12 protein-coding genes and 1 pseudogene are annotated in these 16,692 nt (G+C 66.9%); 8 read left to right on the forward strand and 5 right to left on the reverse strand.

Annotated features, from left to right (window positions below; genetic code table 11):
* Both ACPEE0_RS21290 and ACPEE0_RS21295 read left to right on the forward strand, forming a co-directional pair.
* Entirely contained in the window at positions 1-1,719 is a 1,719-nt protein-coding gene (locus tag ACPEE0_RS21290; protein ID WP_009357945.1) for an ABC transporter family substrate-binding protein, read from the forward strand.
* Positions 1,720-1,850: 131 nt separating this feature from the next.
* Positions 1,851-2,912, forward strand: coding sequence for a Gfo/Idh/MocA family protein (locus ACPEE0_RS21295; protein ID WP_009357946.1), 1,062 nt, complete (start codon positions 1,851-1,853; stop codon positions 2,910-2,912).
* Positions 2,913-2,921: 9 nt separating this feature from the next.
* Here the strand turns inward: ACPEE0_RS21295 and ald are convergent, their stop codons facing one another.
* Positions 2,922-4,040: an alanine dehydrogenase gene (gene ald, locus ACPEE0_RS21300; RefSeq protein ID WP_009357947.1), complete on the reverse strand. Its 1,119-nt coding sequence runs from the start codon at positions 4,038-4,040 to the stop codon at positions 2,922-2,924.
* Positions 4,041-4,272: 232 nt separating this feature from the next.
* Between ald and ACPEE0_RS21305 the strand changes: the two genes are divergently transcribed.
* Positions 4,273-5,490 carry a PucR family transcriptional regulator gene (locus tag ACPEE0_RS21305; protein ID WP_009357948.1) on the forward strand — a complete coding sequence of 406 codons (1,218 nt, stop codon included), beginning with the start codon at positions 4,273-4,275 and terminating at the stop codon, positions 5,488-5,490.
* Here ACPEE0_RS21305 and ACPEE0_RS21310 read toward each other — a convergent pair.
* Positions 5,487-5,933: a helix-turn-helix domain-containing protein gene (locus ACPEE0_RS21310; protein WP_035752712.1), complete on the reverse strand. Its 447-nt coding sequence runs from the start codon at positions 5,931-5,933 to the stop codon at positions 5,487-5,489. The genes ACPEE0_RS21305 and ACPEE0_RS21310 overlap by 4 nt on opposite strands.
* Positions 5,934-5,981: 48 nt before the next feature.
* Here ACPEE0_RS21310 and ACPEE0_RS21315 point away from each other — a divergent pair, with 48 nt between their 5' ends.
* The gene (locus tag ACPEE0_RS21315; RefSeq protein ID WP_035752714.1) at positions 5,982-6,764 is read left to right on the forward strand and encodes an alpha/beta fold hydrolase; all 783 of its coding nucleotides are present in this window, start codon (positions 5,982-5,984) and stop codon (positions 6,762-6,764) included.
* Here the strand turns inward: ACPEE0_RS21315 and ptsP are convergent, their stop codons facing one another.
* Complete coding sequence (gene ptsP, locus ACPEE0_RS21320; RefSeq protein WP_009357951.1) at positions 6,765-8,450, reverse strand: phosphoenolpyruvate--protein phosphotransferase; 1,686 nt, start codon at positions 8,448-8,450, stop codon at positions 6,765-6,767.
* A 160-nt stretch (positions 8,451-8,610) separates the two neighbouring features.
* On the opposite strand from ptsP, the gene ACPEE0_RS21325 reads away from it, so the two are divergent.
* From ACPEE0_RS21325 to ACPEE0_RS21340, 4 genes are all read left to right on the forward strand, one after another.
* A complete protein-coding gene (locus ACPEE0_RS21325) occupies positions 8,611-9,336 on the forward strand; it encodes a TetR/AcrR family transcriptional regulator (RefSeq protein ID WP_035752716.1) in 726 nt (241 codons plus the stop codon).
* Positions 9,337-9,433: 97 nt separating this feature from the next.
* Positions 9,434-11,500 carry a PTS mannitol transporter subunit IICBA gene (locus ACPEE0_RS21330; protein WP_354176209.1) on the forward strand — a complete coding sequence of 689 codons (2,067 nt, stop codon included), beginning with the start codon at positions 9,434-9,436 and terminating at the stop codon, positions 11,498-11,500.
* Positions 11,500-12,663, forward strand: a complete 1,164-nt coding sequence (locus ACPEE0_RS21335) for a mannitol-1-phosphate 5-dehydrogenase (RefSeq protein ID WP_009359169.1) — start codon at positions 11,500-11,502, stop codon at positions 12,661-12,663. The genes ACPEE0_RS21330 and ACPEE0_RS21335 overlap by 1 nt, the downstream gene beginning before the upstream one ends.
* Before the next feature lie 154 nt (positions 12,664-12,817).
* Positions 12,818-13,339, forward strand: a complete 522-nt coding sequence (locus ACPEE0_RS21340; RefSeq protein ID WP_009359170.1) for a GNAT family N-acetyltransferase — start codon at positions 12,818-12,820, stop codon at positions 13,337-13,339.
* Positions 13,340-13,361: 22 nt separating this feature from the next.
* On the opposite strand, the pseudogene ACPEE0_RS21345 reads toward ACPEE0_RS21340, so the two are convergent.
* Together ACPEE0_RS21345 and ACPEE0_RS21350 are read right to left on the reverse strand one after the other, a co-directional pair.
* A pseudogene (locus tag ACPEE0_RS21345) lies at positions 13,362-14,799 on the reverse strand (sugar porter family MFS transporter).
* 192 nt (positions 14,800-14,991) lie between these two features.
* Positions 14,992-16,647, reverse strand: coding sequence for an MDR family MFS transporter (locus ACPEE0_RS21350; RefSeq protein WP_009359172.1), 1,656 nt, complete (start codon positions 16,645-16,647; stop codon positions 14,992-14,994).
* Between the last annotated feature and the right edge of the window lie 45 nt (positions 16,648-16,692).

The raw sequence follows: 16,692 nt of genomic DNA on the forward strand, positions 1-16,692 counted from the left end.
ATGAGGAATCTGAACAGGATCGGCGGGGCAGCTGCCATTGCTGCTGCCCTGGCGCTGACGGCCTGCGGCGGTGGTGGCGGAGCCACTGGCCCCGAAACGGCCAAGGGGCAGGAGGCAGGCAGCGACCTGTCCAAGCTCATCAGCATCAACGAGAAGCCTGCGGCCGATCTTGAACAGGGCGGCAAGGTGACACTTCCGCTGGGCAGCATCGGTCCGGACTTCAACGGTTTCTCCAATAACGGCAACAGCTCGGACAACTCCGCCCTGATGGCTCCGATCAACCCCGTTGCAGTGACGGGTGGCGGCATCGGCGGCTGCTGGAAGGTCGACTTCGAGGGCAAGGCGAGCCCCAACAAGGACTTCTGCGAGTCCGTGGAAAGCGAGATGGTTGACGGCAAGCAGACCGTCACCATCAAGGTCAACGACAAAGCAACGTACAACGACGGCACGCCGATCGACATCAAGGCCTTCCAGAACACCTGGAACATCCTGAAGAGCCCGGATGCCGGCTACGACATCGTGTCCTCCGGTTCCTACGCCTTCGTGGAGTCTGTCGAGGCCGGAAGCAGCGACAAGGAAGTCATCGTCAAGATGACGCAGCCGGTCTACCCGCTCGAAGACCTGTTCTTCGGGCTGATCCACCCGGCTGTCAACACGCCGGAGATCTTCAACGAGGGCTTTGTCGGCGAGATGCACCCGGAGTGGATGGCAGGCCCGTTCAAGGTGGACCAGTACGACCCCGCGGCCAAGACCCTTTCCCTGGTGCCCAATGAGAAGTGGTGGGGCACGAAGCCGGTCCTGGAGAGCGTGGTCTTCCGTCAGCTGGAAACCAGCGCCCAGATTGCAGCCTTCAAGAACGGCGAGATCGATGCGATGTCCGCCAACACCATCGCGCTCTACAAGCAGCTGGAAGGCACCAAAGACGCCGAGGTCCGCCGCGGCCAGCGGCTGTTCGCCGGCGGCCTGAACATCAACGCCCAGCGGATCACCGACGTCGCCGTCCGGGAAGCCATGTTCGCCGCTGTGGACCGTGAGGCGCTGCGCAAGGTCCGGTTCAACGGCCTGAACTGGGAGGAGCCCAGCTCCGGTTCCATGATGCTCCTGCCGTTCTCGGACTACTACCAGGACAACTACCCCGTGAAGGAGACCGGCCCGGATGCCGCCAAGAAGGTCCTGACCGATGCCGGGTACACGGAGAACGCCAGCGGCGTCATGGAGAAGGACGGCAAGCCTGTTTCCTTCAAGATCAGCAACTTCGGTGACGATCCCACCACGCTGGCCTTCACCCAGACCCTGCAGAAGCAGCTCCAGGCCGGCGGCATGGACGTGGGCATCGATCAGCGGGCCTCTGCCGACTTCGGAAAGGTCATCGGCGGCCGCGAGTTCGACGTGAGCGTCTCCGGCTACACCGTTGGGGCGGATGCGACGTCCGCCGTCAAGCAGTACTACGACTCCAAGACCAACGAAAACGGCCTGGGAGACGCTGAACTGGACAAGAGGATCGCCGAGCTCGCCTCCATCGAGGACAACGCCGAGCGGAACAAGGCAGCCATGGAGGTTGAGAAGGAGCACATGGCGAAGTACTTCTCCATGGGCGTGGTCATGAACGGCCCGCAGATCTCCTTCGTCCGCACCGGCCTGGCCAACTACGGCCCGTCCCTGTTCCAGAGCCTGTCCCAGGTTCCGGACTGGACCACCCTGGGCTGGGAAAAGAAGTAACCCTGCCCCGGGACGCCCTCTCACTTAACGTTGGTTTTCCGCAACGCTCTCTCGCTTCCTTTCCGGAAGTGAGAGAGCGTTAGCGGTTAAGGGCCATTAAGTGAGAGAGCGTGCGGGAGTACGGTAGCCCTATGACCGGTACTGCTGCTGCCCGCCCCATCCGCACTGCCGTCGTCGGCTACGGACTGTCCGGAAGCGTCTTCCACGCCCCGCTGATCGCGGCTGACCCCAGCTACTCGCTGGACGTCGTCGCAACGTCCGACGCCGGCAGGCAAGCGGCTGCCAGCGCCCGGTATCCGGGGGTCAAGACAGTCCGCAATGGTGACGCCGTCCTGGACGTTGCGGGCGACCTGGACCTGGTGGTGCTGGGAACCCCGCCGGCCACCCACTACCCCCTGGCCAGGGCTGCCCTGGAAGCGGGGCTGGATGTGGTGGTGGACAAGCCCTTCACCGTCACCAGTGCACAGGGGCAGGAACTGATCGAACTGGCCGGGGAATTGGGCCGGGTGCTGACGGTCTTCCACAACCGGCGGTGGGACGGCGACTTCCTGACCCTGCGGAAACTGCTGGAGGTGGACGCCGTCGGCACCGTGACAAGGTTCGAGTCGCGCTTCGAGCGCTGGTCCCCCATCATCGCCAAGGCCTGGAAGGCGCGCGCAACGGCAGCCGAAGGAGGCGGTGCGCTGTTCGACCTGGGCAGCCACCTCATTGATCAGGCGCTCCAGCTCTTCGGCCCGGCCACGGTGACCCATGCCGAGCTGCGGGCGCGGCGCTCCGACGAGCGGGCGGATGACGATGTGTTCGTGGTGCTGCGCCACGAGACGGGGGTGCTCAGCCACCTGCACATGAACATGCTCTGCGCGCAGCAGGCCCCGCGCTTCCGCGTCCTGGGCTCGGTGGGCGGCTACACCAAGCACGGCGTGGACCCGCAGGAACCCTACATTGTGGCCGGAGGCAGCCCCCTCGACGCGGAATACGGGGTGGAGGCGCCGGAATGGGCAGGGCTCCTGGGCCGTGACGGCCACCTGGATGTCCTGCCCACCGAGCGTGGAGCCTATCCGGAGTTCTACCGGCTGCTCGCCGGGAAGATCCACGACGGCGGTGCCGCCTCCGGCGCGCCCCTTCCCGTGGACCCGGCGGACGCCGTCGAGACCCTGAAGATCATCGAGGCGGCACGCGGGCTGGCCCGGTAGCGCCTCCTGCTAGGCCGAAACGAGCTCGTGCCAGTCCGCCACGAGGGGCAGGTTGTGCGCCTCCGAAACCGAGTGGTGCGCGACGTGGCCGGCGGCGATGTTGAGCCCGGCTGCGAGGGCGGGGTCACGGTCGAACGCCGCCTTGACGCCCAGGTTGGCCAGGGCCACCGCGTAGCGCAGGGTGACGTTGGTCAGCGCGTACGTGGAGGTGTTGGGGACGGCGCCGGGCATGTTCGCCACGCAGTAGAAGATGGTGTTGTGCACCTTGTACGTGGGTTCCTGGTGCGTGGTGGGGTGGGTGTCCTCGAAGCAGCCGCCCTGGTCCACGGCGATGTCCACCAGGACCGAGCCGGGCTTCATCCGCGCCACGAGGTCGTTGGTCACCAGTTTGGGGGCCTTGGCGCCGGGAATCAGGACCGAGCCGATCACCAGGTCGGCGTCCACCACGGACTTCTCGATCTCGTACTTGTTTGAAGCCACCGTCTTGAGTCGGCCCTGGTACTGGGCGTCCAGTTCGCGGAGCCGGTTGATGTTGATGTCCAGGATGGTGACGTCGGCGCCCAGGCCCAGCGCCATCGCCGCAGCGTTGGTTCCGGCAACGCCGGCTCCGAGCACAACAACCTTGGCGGGGCGGACGCCGGGCACGCCGCCCAGCAGGATGCCCTTGCCGCCGGCGGGCGCCATCAGCGAGGACGCACCCACCTGGACGGACAGCCGGCCGGCAACCTCGGACATGGGCGCGAGCAGGGGCAGGGTGCGTCCCTCCTGCACCGTTTCGTAGGCGATGGCCGTGACGCCGGAGTTGATGAGCTCGCGGGTCAGTTCCGGTTCGGCGGCGAGGTGGAGGTAGGTGAAGAGGATCAGGCCCTTGCGGAAGCGGTGGTACTCGGCCTTGATGGGCTCCTTCACCTTCATGACCATGTCCGCGCGGGCCCAAACATCGTCCGCCTCGTTGACGATTTCCGCGCCGGCGATCGAGTATTCCTCATCGGTGATGCCTGAACCGAGGCCCGCGCCGCGCTCCACCAGGACCGTGTGGCCATGCGTGCGGAACTCGTGGACACCGGCGGCAGTGATGGCCACCCGGAATTCGTTGTTCTTGATTTCTTTGGGGACACCGATGATCATCGTGGGCTCCAGGTTCTCGGCCGTGTGGGCCGGAAAGTGCGGAAGGATTTCGTGTTTCCACGATAAATCCGCTTGTGAGCCAGCTGACATGGACCAGTGGCGGGCATGCAGGGAGAACCGCATGATTCCGCGGATTTCTCCCGTTTAGGATCGACAGATGTCGAGTCCTGGGCGTCAGGTGTCGCCTGCTGTCCGTTCGTCCGCGCACGTCCACAAGCAGTAGTGTTGCCCCATGCAGCAGGGTGTGGAGCAGCTCGTGGAGCAGGTGGCGCAAAAGCTCGGCCGCGGGCTGTCGCTCGAGGACCTGGACGGGGTGCTCCTCGCCTACAGCTCAAACCAGTCCCACGCCGACCGGGTACGGGTGAACTTCCTGCTCAGCAAGAAGGTGCCCGCCGACGTCTCCGCCTGGCAACTCTCGCACGGCATCGCCACCGCCGTCCGCCCCGTGGTGGTCCCGGCCAACCCGGACCTGGGAATGCTGGGCCGCGTCTGCGTCCCGCTGATGGTCCGCGGGTTCCGCGTGGGATACCTGTGGGTGCAGCAGGACTCGGCCGAGGAGAATCCAGCGGCCATCCTCACCCAGCTTCCGGCGGTCAACCACGAGCTGGAACTGCTGTCCGGGCTGCTGCTGGATTCCAACACCGCCGAATCCGAGTACCGGCGGAGCCGGGAGCGGGAGTTCCTGGCTGCCTGCGCCGGAGAACCCAACGCGGTGGCCGCCGTGGCCGGGTGGAAGGAAGTCCAGGGGAAGGGACCGTGGCAGATGGTCACGGTCCTCGATGCCGACGGCTGGGCCAGCGGACCGGATCCCATCGCGGCCACCCTGACCCACCGCTCCACCGCGCTGCAGGCGACCGTGGGTGTTGATGCTGCCCTGTTCAGCGCCGGCACCGAGACCCATTCCGTGGTGCTGTTCCGCGAATCGACCGGCCGGGCCAACCACGCCCAGGTCCTGGTGCACTACCAGCTGGAACTGGCCAAACGCTCGGGCCGCCCGGTCCACCGCATCATCCTGGGCATCAGTGAAGGCTTCAGCAGGACCCGGCAGCTGTCCGAGGCGTACCGCCAGTCCAGGGTTGCCGCGCAGGCCGCCGCGGTGGACCCGCAGCTGGGCGAACTCGTGGACTGCCGGGCGGCCGGCGTGTACCAGCTGCTGGCCTCCGCCGGGGGAGGGGTGGGCGCCTGGGCGGACTCCGGCTCCGTCTACTTCCGGATGCTGGAGGACCACGACCGCAACGGTGAGCTCATTCCCGTCCTGGAGCTCCTCTATGACAACGACGGCTCGGTGCAGGACGTGGCCGCGCGGCTGCATCTGCACCGCAGCAGCATCTACAACCGGCTGGGCCGGATCCGGCAGCTCCTGGGCGTGGACCCGCTCAAGGGGCTGCCCCGGCTGGAACTCCACGCAGCCCTTAAGATGCGGCGCTGGGCAGGCCGGCCAAGGATCTAGGCGTCCTGCCCGTCCACCGCTTCCTGCGGGCCGGACTTCTTCCTGGATTCCTTCTTCTGGTGCTCCAGTTTCTGCCGTTCAAGCTTCTGCTTGTCCAGCCAGGCCATGATGGCCGCCAGCGGGATGCGCCGGTGCGTACCGCGGTACTCCACCGGGATTTCGCCGCGGTCCGTCATGTTGCGGAGGTAGGTGTGCGAGATGCCGGCCAGTTCCGCGGCCTTGGAGGTGGTCAGCATTTCCTCCACGCTGCTGACCGTGACCGCTTCGCCGCGGCTGAACCGGTGGAGGAGATCGACGACGGCGCCCCGGGCCAGGGGCGGCAGCCGGTGGACCGTGCCGTCCACGAAGACGGTGATGTCATCGCTGCCCGCAAGTGCCCGCTGCAGCTTGTCCGCGTCTTCCCGGGGGAGGGCGCCGGTCATCCGGGGAGCTATCAATGCCATATTTTCAGCCTACCGGTGCCCCGCCGCGGCTGGCGGTATGCTCGGCTGATGGCATTGAGTGGCGGACAGGACGTGGAACACGGCGGCCTGCAGGGAAAGCTCTATGCCTCGGTCCTGCCCGCCGTCGCCGGGCCCAGGCCAAGTTACGTGCTGCTGCACGGGATCGGCGTCTCCCACCGCTACCTGGCACGGCTGCACCAGGAGCTGGCCAAGGCAGCCGACGTCTACACCTTCGACCTGCCGGGATTCGGCAACGCTGACCGCCCCCGCCGCCGGCTTCGAGTGGAAGACTTTGCCGCCTTCGTGACCGCGGTGCTGGCGGAAGCCGGCGTACGGCACTACCTGGCGGTGGGCCATTCCATGGGAAGCCAGCTTGCGGTGGAGCTGGCGCTGCAGGAGCCCGGCCAGGTGTCCGGCGCCGTCCTGATGGGGCCGGTGGTGGATGACAGCCGGAATTCGGTGGCGCGGCAGTCCCTGGCACTGGCCAGGGACGCGCTGTTCAGTGAATCCCTGTCCGCCAACATCATTGTGTTCGGCGACTATTTCCGGGCCGGCCTGCGCTGGTATTTCACCGAGCTGCCGGTGATGATGGAATACCCCATCACCGGGCGGCTGGCCCGCGTCAGCCAGCCCGTGCTGGTGCTCCGGGGCGCCAAGGACCCGATCGCGCGGCGCCCGTGGTGCGCGCGCCTGGCCGGCGTTGCCCCGCAGGGCACCGCCGGCGAAATCCCCGGGCAGGGCCACGTCTTCCAGCACACGGCTCCCGGAACCGCGGCGGAAACCATCAGCGGATGGGTCCGCGCGGTGGACGGGTTCGGCGTCAGCGCCTGATCAGAGCCCCAGCTCCTCCAGGACAGGGAGCTTCTCCCGCACCCACGCCCGTGCCTCGGTGGCGCTCGGTGCGGACAGCGCCAGCTTGGCAAGTTGCTGGGCCTCGGACAGCGTGACGGTCTTCAGCACGGCGGCCACGGCCGCAATGGAGCGCGCGGTCATGGACAGGGTATTCACGCCAAGGCCCGTCAGTACGACGGCGAGGGCGGGATCCGCGGCAGCCTCCCCGCAGACGCCCACGGGCTTGCCGCTGCCTTCTGCCCGGGAGCCTTCAACGGTGAGCCCCACCAGGCGCAGGACGGCCGGCTGCCATGGGGTGTTCAGGTTGGCGAGCGGACCGAGCTGGCGGTCGGCCGCCATGGCGTACTGGGTGAGGTCGTTGGTGCCCAGGCTGGCGAAGTTCACCTCACGCAGGATGGATTCGGCCGTCAAGGCGGCGGAGGGGACCTCCACCATCACGCCGGGGTTCCTGATGCCGGCGCCTGCGCACATGGAAGCGAAGTGGGCTGCCTCCTCGGCCGTCGAAATCATGGGTGCCATCACCCACACGTCCGCCTCCGACTGCTTCTCTGCCAGCGCGATTGCTTCCAGCTGGCGGTCGAGGACGCCCGGAGTGGTGAAATCGGTGCGGTAGCCGCGGACGCCGAGGGCCGGGTTGGGCTCAGTGGAGTCAGTCAGGAACGGAAGCGGCTTGTCCGCGCCGGCATCCAGGGTGCGCAGGACCACTTTCTTGCCCGGGAAGGCATCAAAAACACTCTTGTAGGCTGCGGCCTGCTCTTCAACGCTGGGCTCGGTGTCCCGCTCGAGGAAGCAGAATTCGGTGCGGAACAGGCCCACGCCCTCGGCGCCCAGCTTGGCGGCCGCCTCGGCGTCCTTGCCGCCGCCCACGTTGGCGAGCAACGGCACAAGGTGGCCGTCCGCCGTCGCGCCCGTTCCGCTGAACTCGGCCAGCAGGGAAGCCGTGGCGGCCCACGCTTCCGCTGCGGCACGGAGGGATCCGTCGGGCTGGGCGGTGATGCTGCCGGCAGCCCCGTCCACGTAGACCTCGGTGCCGTCCGGGAGTTCGTCCACGCCCACCGCGGCGACCACGGCGGGAAGGCCGAGGGAGCGGGCGATGATGGCGGTATGGGACTGCGGGCCGCCGCCGGAGGTGACCAGGGCCAGCACCTTGTTGGGGTCCAGGGTGGCGGTGTCGGCCGGGGCGAGGTCCTCGGCCACCAGGATGAACGGGGTGCTGGAGCTGGGGATGCCCGGCGCGGGAACACCGCGGAGCTCAGCGACGATCCGGGCACGAACGTCAAGGACGTCGGTGGCCCGTTCAGCCATGTAACCGCCCAGGTTATGGAGCATTTCGGAGACCGAGGAGCCTGATTCCCAGATGGCGCGCTCGCCGGACACGCCGCGGGCAATGAGCTTGCTGGCGCCCTTGATCAGCATGGTGTCCTTGGCCATCAGTGCGGTGGCTTCGAGGACCGCCTTGCCGTCGCCGGTGGCGTGCGCGGCGCGTGCCTTCAGTTCATCGTGTACCGCCTGGGACGCCGCCTTCAGGGCTGCAGTTGCTTCCTCGGCCGTCGTGCCCGGTGCCAGCTGTTCACCGGCGGGAGGTTCGCTGATCGGTTTCGGCATCTGCCGGATGACTCCGATGACGCGGCCTGGACTGACGCCTACTCCTGGGAAGTTCTGCACTGAAGGTCCTCATTCTCTTCCGGTAGCCAGGCGCGTCAGGATCTCCGGCGCCGTGCCGGGACCGCCAGAGGACTGCTACGTCCAGGGCGGGAAACGTGCCTGAAAAAATTGTATGTGATTCAGTTCATATAGCAATGCTATAGGTGCTAGGGTAGCGGTTATGAGTTTGGATGGCCAGCTTCCCCCCAAAATGCGACTGCTGCGTGCGGCGGCCGAATTGCTGGCAAAATCCGCGGGGGCTCCCGTCTCCACCCGCCAGATCACCCAGCTGGCAGGGGTTTCGGCTCCCACCCTGTACCACCACTTCGGCGACAAGGAGGGCTTGTTCGACGCCGTCGTCGCCGCGGGTTTTGAGGAATATGTCGCGGGCGAAAGGGATTTCGCCCCCTCCGGGCATCCGCTTGAGGACATCCGGAGAATGTGGGACAACCACGTGCAGTTCGGCCTCAACCAGCCGGAGCTGTACCTGGTGATGTTCGGCAACATCCGCCCGGAAAGCCGCCCCGCCATCGTTGCCGATGCCGAGGCCCTGATGGAGGAGATGCTGAACAAGGCAGCGGCGGCGGGCCAGCTGAACGTCCAGCCCCGGGAAGCGGCCAGGTCGATCCTGGCGGCCAACGTGGGCGTGACGCTGATGCTGATTGCGGAGCCCGCCTCCGAACGGAACCTCGAACTGTCCACCATGACCCGGGACGCCATGATCTTTGCGGTGTCCGCCGAGCCCTCCACGGGTCCGGTGCCGGGCGATACCGGGAAGTCCTCGGTTGTGGTGGCTGCGATCGCCCTGAACGCCGCACTTCAGGCCTCGCATTCAGACCAGCTCTCGAGCTCGGAACTCAAACTCTTCCTCGAATGGCTGCACCGGATCTCCACCAGCCCGGCCTGAAGCAGCCTCCTGCGCATCAGCCCGTTACACAGCAGTACGTCGCTCGTCACCATCGGACCATCCTGCGGAGCAGCAGGACAGACGGTTAGGAAATCACATGGCACCAGAAACAGTTGCGAAACCCCGCACCAGCATGCGGGTTGGCGTCCAGAAGTTCGGAACATTCCTGTCCGGAATGATCATGCCCAACATTGGTGCCTTCATCGCCTGGGGCCTCATCACGGCGCTCTTCATCGAGAAGGGCTGGCTGCCGGTTCCCGAACTGGGCGGCTTCGGCACCAACGCCGAAGGCGAACCCAACACCGGCCTCGTGGGACCAATGATCACCTACCTGCTGCCCCTGCTGATCGGCTACACCGGCGGCAAGATGGTCTATGACGTCCGCGGCGGCGTGGTGGGCGCCATCGGCACCATGGGCGTCATCGTGGGCGCCGGCATCCCGATGTTCATCGGCGCCATGATCATGGGCCCCCTGGGCGGCTGGACCATGAAGAAGATCGACTCGATCTGGGACGGCAAGATCCGCCCCGGCTTCGAGATGCTGGTGAATAACTTCTCGGCCGGCATCTGGGGCGCCCTCCTGGCCATGCTGGGCTTCTACGCGATTGCACCGGTGGTCTCCGCCTTCAGCGCCGGCGCCGGCAATGTGGTGCAGTTCCTGGTGGACAACGGCCTGCTGCCGCTGACCAGCATCTTCATCGAGCCGGCCAAGGTCCTCTTCCTGAACAACGCCATCAACCACGGCGTCCTGACCCCCCTTGGCGTCCAGCAGTCCCTGGAGCAGGGCAAGTCCATCCTGTTCCTCCTGGAGGCAAACCCCGGTCCGGGCCTCGGCATCCTGCTGGCCTACATGTTCTTCGGCCGCGGCGCCGCCAAGGCCTCCGCTCCGGGTGCTGCCATCATCCACTTCCTCGGCGGCATCCACGAGATCTACTTCCCGTACGTGCTGATGCGCCCGCTGCTCATCCTGGCTGCCATCGCCGGCGGCATGACGGGCATCGCCACCCTGGCCGTCACCGGCTCCGGCCTGGTCGCCCCGGCCGCCCCGGGTTCCATTTTCGCGGTGCTCGCCCAGACCTCCCGCGACAGCTACCTGGGCGTGATCCTCGCGGTCCTGCTGGCGGCAACGGTGTCCTTCCTGGTGGCCTCGGTGATCATGAAGACCACCAAGCACAGCGACGAGGTTGACCTCAATGACGCCACCTCCCGGATGGAACAGATGAAGGGCAAGAAGAGCTCCGTTGCCTCCACCCTGACCGGCGCAGGCGCTGCCGCAGGCGGCGGCGTGGGCGTCCTGGCCGGGCCGGTGCGGAACATCGTGTTCGCCTGCGACGCCGGCATGGGCTCGAGCGCCATGGGCGCCTCCGTGCTCCGGAACAAGATCAAGGCGGCCGGCTTCCCGGACGTCAAGGTCACCAACGCCTCCATCGCCAACCTCAGCGACACCTACGACGTGGTGATCACGCACCAGGACCTGACTGAACGCGCCAAGCCCGCCACGGCCAGCGCCGTCCACTACTCCGTGGACAACTTCATGAGCAGTCCGCGCTACGACGAGATCGTTGAACTGGTCCGCGAAAGCAACACCTCGGCAGGTACCGCCCCGGGCACCGAGCCCGCCGCCGGAACCCCCGGCGGCGCGCACTCCGCCGGCGCTCCCGCCGGTGTTGCCGCCAGCGCGGGTGCGGCCGGAACCGCCGCCGGGGCAACCACCGGATCCGCGGCGGGCGGCGGGGAGATCCTGGCCCGGGACAGCGTGGTGCTGGACGGCTCGGCCACCACGCGGGACGCCGCCATCGACGAAGCCGGCCGGCTGCTGCTGGCCCGCGGCGCCGTGGATGAGGGCTACATCGCGGCCATGCATGAGCGCGAGGCATCGGTGTCCACCTACATGGGCAGCTTCCTGGCCATCCCGCACGGCACCAACGCCGCGAAGGACCACATCCGCAAGTCCGCGGTGTCCGTGGTCCGCTACCCCCAGGGCATCGACTGGAACGGCAAGGAGGTGAAGTTCGTGGTGGGCGTCGCAGGCGTCAACAACGAGCACCTGCACATCCTGTCCTCCATCGCGAAGGTCTTCACCAACAAGGAGCAGGTGGCCCGCCTGGAAGCCGCCCAATCCGTGGATGAAGTCCTGGAGCTCTTCGGAAAGGTCAACGCATAGTGAAGGCTGTACATTTCGGTGCCGGAAACATCGGCCGCGGCTTTGTTGGACTGCTCCTGCATGACGCAGGGTACGAGGTTGTCTTCGCGGACGTGGCTGATGCCCTCATCGCGCAGCTCGCGGAGGCGGACAGCTACCGGGTCCACGAAGTGGGGGAGAACCCCGCCGTCCGGACCGTGGACAACTTCCGCGCCCTGAACTCGAACACGCAGGAAGCGGAACTCGTCGCGGAGATCGCCACGGCGGATATCGTCACCACGGCCGTGGGACCGCACATCCTGAAGTTCGTGGCGCCGGTCATCGCCAGGGGCATCGCCGCGCGCGGGGACGGGATGGCCCCGCTGCAGGTCATGGCCTGCGAGAACGCCATCAATGCCACGGACATCCTGGCCCGGGAGGTGGCCTCCCGTCCGGAGGCCGCCAACGGGGCTTTGGAAGGGCGTGCGGTGTTCGCCAACACGGCGGTGGACCGGATCGTTCCCAACCAGGAGGCGGGCCAGGGCCTCGATGTCACGGTGGAGACCTTCTATGAGTGGGTCATCGACCGGACGCCCTTCGGCGGTGCCGCCCCGTCCATCCCGGGAGCAACCTTCGTGGACGAACTCTCGCCCTACATCGAGCGGAAGCTGTTTACGGTGAACACGGGCCACGCCTCCGCAGCCTATTTCGGGTTCGAGGCAGGCATCGAAAAGATCTCCGACGCGATGGCCGACCAGGACGTGGCAGAGGATGTGCGTGCCGTGCTGGAGGAGACCAAACAGCTGCTGGTGGCCAAGCATGGTTTCAACAACGACGAGCAGGAGGCCTACGTCCAGAAGATCCTGGCCAGGTTCTCCAACCCGCACCTGCCGGACACGGTCAACCGGGTGGGGCGTGCGCCGCTGCGAAAGCTCGGCCGGCACGAGCGGTTCATCGGCCCGGCCGCTGAACTGGCAGAGCGCGGGGTGGTTCCGGAAGCCCTGCTGGGTGCCATCGCCGCTGCGCTGCGCTTCAACGATCCGGCAGACACCGAGGCGGTGGAGCTGGCCGGCATACTGGCAGCCAGCAGCCCGGCGGACGCCACAGCGAAAATTACCGGGCTGGAGCCCGGGCATCCGCTGTTCAGCGCCGTCTCCACCCTGGTGGAGGAACGGCAGGCGGAGGTGGCCCAGGCGCCCGCCTGACCCCTCCTGCTCCCGCAGCTGACGTATTGCATAAACAACGACGCCGGCACTTCCGCAAGTGCCGGCGTCGTACGTGTTGGCCGTCCCCAAACGCCCGCTCACTTTTGGCGGGTAAACGCTGAACGCGCGCTCACTCCTGTGCAAGGCTGGGCGGGTGACTTCCGCCCCTGATGCCCTGACTCCTTTGCTGACAGCCGCCGTCGACGGCGGCACCTTCCGCCTGCGCCGCGCCACCCGTGGTGACCTTCCCGCCGTCGTACGCCTGCTGGCTGACGACGCACTGGGTGCCGCCCGTGAAACCGGCGGGGACGTGGCACCTTACGAGCGGGCTTTTGAAGCGATCGACGGCGACCCCGCCCACCTGCTGGCGGTGGGCGAGGTAGTGCCGGACGGTGAAACGGCCGGCACGGTCATTGCCACGTTCCAGCTGAGCTTCCTCCCGGGCATATCGCGGCAGGGTGCCTGGCGCTCGCAGCTTGAGGGCGTCCGTGTGGCCGGCGGCTGGCGCGGGCGGGGTGTCGGCGAACTGATGGTGCGGTGGGCTGTTGACGAGTCCCGGCGGCGGGATTGCGCCCTCATGCAGCTGACCACGCACAAGTCCCGTACCGCCGCGCACCGTTTCTATGAGCGCCTCGGCTTCGAAGCCAGCCACGAAGGCATGAAGCTGGCGCTGTAATGCCACCGGAAGTGCAGGGCTTCTAGGCTTTGACGGAGCCCTTGGGCACGAACAGGGTCTCCGCCTGTTCCAGGGACATTCCGTTCGTTTCCGGCACCTTGAACATCACGAAGAAGAACGACGCCGCGGCGAACAGCGCGTACATGGCGTACGTCAGCGGCAGTGAAGCGGCAGCCATCACAGGGAAGCTGAGGGTGATGGCGAAGTTTGCCACCCACTGGGCAGCCGCGGCCAGGCCCAGGGCGCGGGCACGGATCCGGGAGGGGAAGATTTCGCCGAGGAGTACCCATACCAGCGGGCCCCACGAGGCACCGAAGCTGATGACGAACACGTTGGCGGCCACCAGGGCAACCGGCCCAGGCGCCGGGAAGCGTGATGTCCGCTCCCGTTCCGGTAGCGGAGGCAAAGGCCAGTGCCATGACGCCCAGGGATACGGCCATGCCCACGGAGCCGGCCAGCAGGATGGGCCGGCGGCCGATCCGGTCCACCAGCGCGATGGCCACCAGGGTCACCAGGATGTTGGTGACGGACGTTGCCACGGAGATGGTCAGCGAGTCTTTCTCCTGGAAGCCCACGGCCTTCCACAGGGTGGTGGAGTAGTAGAAGATGACGTTGATGCCGACGAACTGCTGCAGGACGGAGAGGATGATGCCGACCCAGACGACTGCCTGCAGCCCGAACGCCTTGCCTCGGAGCGAGCCCTTCTGGCCGGCCAGTTTGTCTTCCTCGATGGCTTCCCGGATGTCGCGGATGTGCCGGTCGGTGTCCTCTGTGGGAGCAATCGCGTCAAAGACCTTGCGGGCCTCGTCCTCCTTGCCCAGGAACACCAGGAACCGCGGGGACTCAGGGAGCGTGTAGGCAACCCAGCCGTAGACCACGGCCGGCAGGGCCGCGGCCAGGAACATCCAGCGCCAGGCCTCGATGCCAAGCCAGAAGGCCTGGTCCGCGCCGCCGGCACTGGTGGCAAACAGGGCGTCGGACAGCAGGGCGGCGAAGATGCCGGTGGTGATGGCCAGTTGCTGAAGTGACGCGAGCCGCCCACGGATCTTGCGCGGCGAGATTTCGGAAATGTAGGCCGGGGCGATCACGGACGCCAGGCCGATGCCCAGTCCGCCCACCAGGCGCCAGAAGATCAGGTCCCAGACGCTGAACGCGAACCCGGTGCCGAGGGCGCTGACCAGGAAGAGCAGGGCGCCGAGCTTCATGGCGGGGATGCGGCCGTAGCGGTCTGCCACCTTGCCGGCGAGGTAGGCGCCGGCGGCGCAGCCCAGCAGTGCGATGGCGACGGCAAACCCGGTCACCGCCTCGGACAGCGCAAATTCGTCCTTCATGGCGTCCACGGCGCCGTTCACCACGGACGAGTCGAAGCCGAATAGGAATCCGCCCACCGCCCCTGCAAGCGCCAGCCAGATCACCCGCTGCGGTATCCGGGCGGTGGTCTGCTCCTGTGCAGTGGGCATGGTTCTCCCTGGGTTTGGGGTCTGGTGGAATGCGGTGCGGACATCGTCGGCTGCGGTACCGGCAAGAGGGCCGGCGCACACGCGCTAAACAGTGTGGCACGTCACCGCCCGAGGTTCCACTTGGCGACGACCACCCCGCTTAACCGGGGACGACGACGGCGGGCCGCGCCGCCGTCGTCGTCCCCGGGGCGGTCAGTGCGCTGCCGCGGCAGCCGCCTCCGGGGACGGCCTGTGGTCCGTCAGCTTCTTGTTGGGGAGCGCGAAGCTGATGAGGAACGCGATGCCCGTGAGGGCCGCGGCGGTGAACATCACCACGTCGATGGAGTAGGCAAAGCCCTCCGTGATGGGCCGGGTCAGCACGTTGTTCGCGGTGTGCAGCCAGCTGGTGTCGTTCAGGGACTCGTTGGAGGCGCCGTCACGGAAGAACTCGTACAGCTTGGCGTTTGCCGGGTCCGCCGCGACGGCCGGGTCCTGCAGCACGGCCAGGTACGCGGGATCGGCCATCGCCGACTTCATTCCGTCAGCGATCCGGCTGGCGGCGAGGCTGAACAGGAGGGAGATGAATACGGCTGTTCCCACCGCGCCGCCCATGGACCGGAAGAAGGCCGCGGAGGATGTCCCCACGCCCATGTCCCGCGCCGGAACCGAGGTCTGCATGGCCAGCGTGAGCGGCTGCATGCAGAACCCGAGCCCCACGCCGAAGAAGACCGCGATGACGCCCGGAACCCACAGGGCTGTATCCACGCCAAGCGAGAAGCCCATCACCGTGGCCGCCGCGGTGAGGATGCCGGTGCCTATGACGGGGAAGATCCGGTAGGTTCCCGACGCCGAAATGGTCCGCCCGGCCGTGATGGACCCGGTCAGGATTCCTACAGTGAAGGTGATCATCATGAGGCCGGCCTGGGTGGGTGTCAGCCCCTTCACCAGCTGGAGGTAGAGGGGCAGCATGGCGATGGCGCCGAACATGCCGATGCCGATGATGAAGTTCAGCAGCGAGGACAGCCCGAAGGTGGTGTTTTGGAAGAGCCGCAGCGGGATCAGGGCGGAGTCGCCGGCCCGCTTTTCGGCCAGCAGGAACCAAATGATGCCCACCACGCCGAGTCCGTAGCAGAGGAACGAGTTCAGGGACGTCCAGCCCCAGCTGCGGCCCTGTTCGGCCACGAGCAGCAGCGGCACGATCGCCAGCGTGATGGCGGCGGCGCCCCAGTAGTCGATCTTCTGCTTCGCATGCTTGGCGGGCAGGTGCAGGAACAGGAACACCACGGCCAGTGCCGCCAGGCCGATGGGCAGGTTGATGAAGAACACCCAGCGCCAGCCGTCAAAGCCCAGGATGTTCGCGGAACCGGCGAACGCACCGCCCACCACCGGACCGAGCACGGACGAGATGCCGAACACGCTCATGAAGTAGCCCTGGTACTTGGCCCTGTCCTTGAGCGAGACGATGTCGCCGATGATGGTCAGCGCCAGGGCCAGCAGGCCGCCGGCACCCAGGCCCTGGACGCCCCGGGCGAAGGCCAGTTCGGTCATGGAGTTGACCGAGCCGGCGTACAGCGAGCCCACCAGGAAGATGGCGATCGCCGTGAGGTAGAGGGGCCGCCGGCCAAAGATGTCGCTCAGTTTGCCGTACAGCGGCGTGCTGACGGTGGACGTGATGAGGTATGCGGTGGTTGCCCACGCCTGCAGCGACAGGCCGTCCAGGTCATTGGCGATGGTGTAGATGGAGGTGGACACAATGGTCTGGTCCAGCGAGGCCAGGAACATGCCCAGCATCAGTCCCACCATCACGGTGACAATTTGGCGCTGCGTCAGCGCTTCTCCGGCTGGACGCGCCGCGGGGGTTTTGGGCATGGAAACTCCAGGTGGGGAAAGGGCCGGGCAAGGATAGTTGCTTTC

It is taken from the genome of Arthrobacter sp. SD76 (genome assembly GCF_049726125.1).
GTDB classification, from domain to species: Bacteria; Actinomycetota; Actinomycetes; order Actinomycetales; family Micrococcaceae; genus Arthrobacter; species Arthrobacter nitrophenolicus.

Bases quoted from the DNA above. Each gene is read 5' to 3' on its own strand.
- ald (WP_009357947.1), bottom strand. From the start codon at position 4,040: ATGATCATCGGTGTCCCCAAAGAAATCAAGAACAACGAATTCCGGGTG.
- ACPEE0_RS21330 (WP_354176209.1), top strand. From the start codon at position 9,434: ATGGCACCAGAAACAGTTGCGAAACCCCGCACCAGCATGCGGGTTGGC.
- ACPEE0_RS21350 (WP_009359172.1), bottom strand. From the start codon at position 16,647: ATGCCCAAAACCCCCGCGGCGCGTCCAGCCGGAGAAGCGCTGACGCAG.
- ACPEE0_RS21310 (WP_035752712.1), bottom strand. From the start codon at position 5,933: ATGGCATTGATAGCTCCCCGGATGACCGGCGCCCTCCCCCGGGAAGAC.
- ACPEE0_RS21325 (WP_035752716.1), top strand. From the start codon at position 8,611: ATGAGTTTGGATGGCCAGCTTCCCCCCAAAATGCGACTGCTGCGTGCG.
- ACPEE0_RS21315 (WP_035752714.1), top strand. From the start codon at position 5,982: ATGGCATTGAGTGGCGGACAGGACGTGGAACACGGCGGCCTGCAGGGA.
- ACPEE0_RS21305 (WP_009357948.1), top strand. From the start codon at position 4,273: ATGCAGCAGGGTGTGGAGCAGCTCGTGGAGCAGGTGGCGCAAAAGCTC.
- ACPEE0_RS21295 (WP_009357946.1), top strand. From the start codon at position 1,851: ATGACCGGTACTGCTGCTGCCCGCCCCATCCGCACTGCCGTCGTCGGC.
- ACPEE0_RS21290 (WP_009357945.1), top strand. From the start codon at position 1: ATGAGGAATCTGAACAGGATCGGCGGGGCAGCTGCCATTGCTGCTGCC.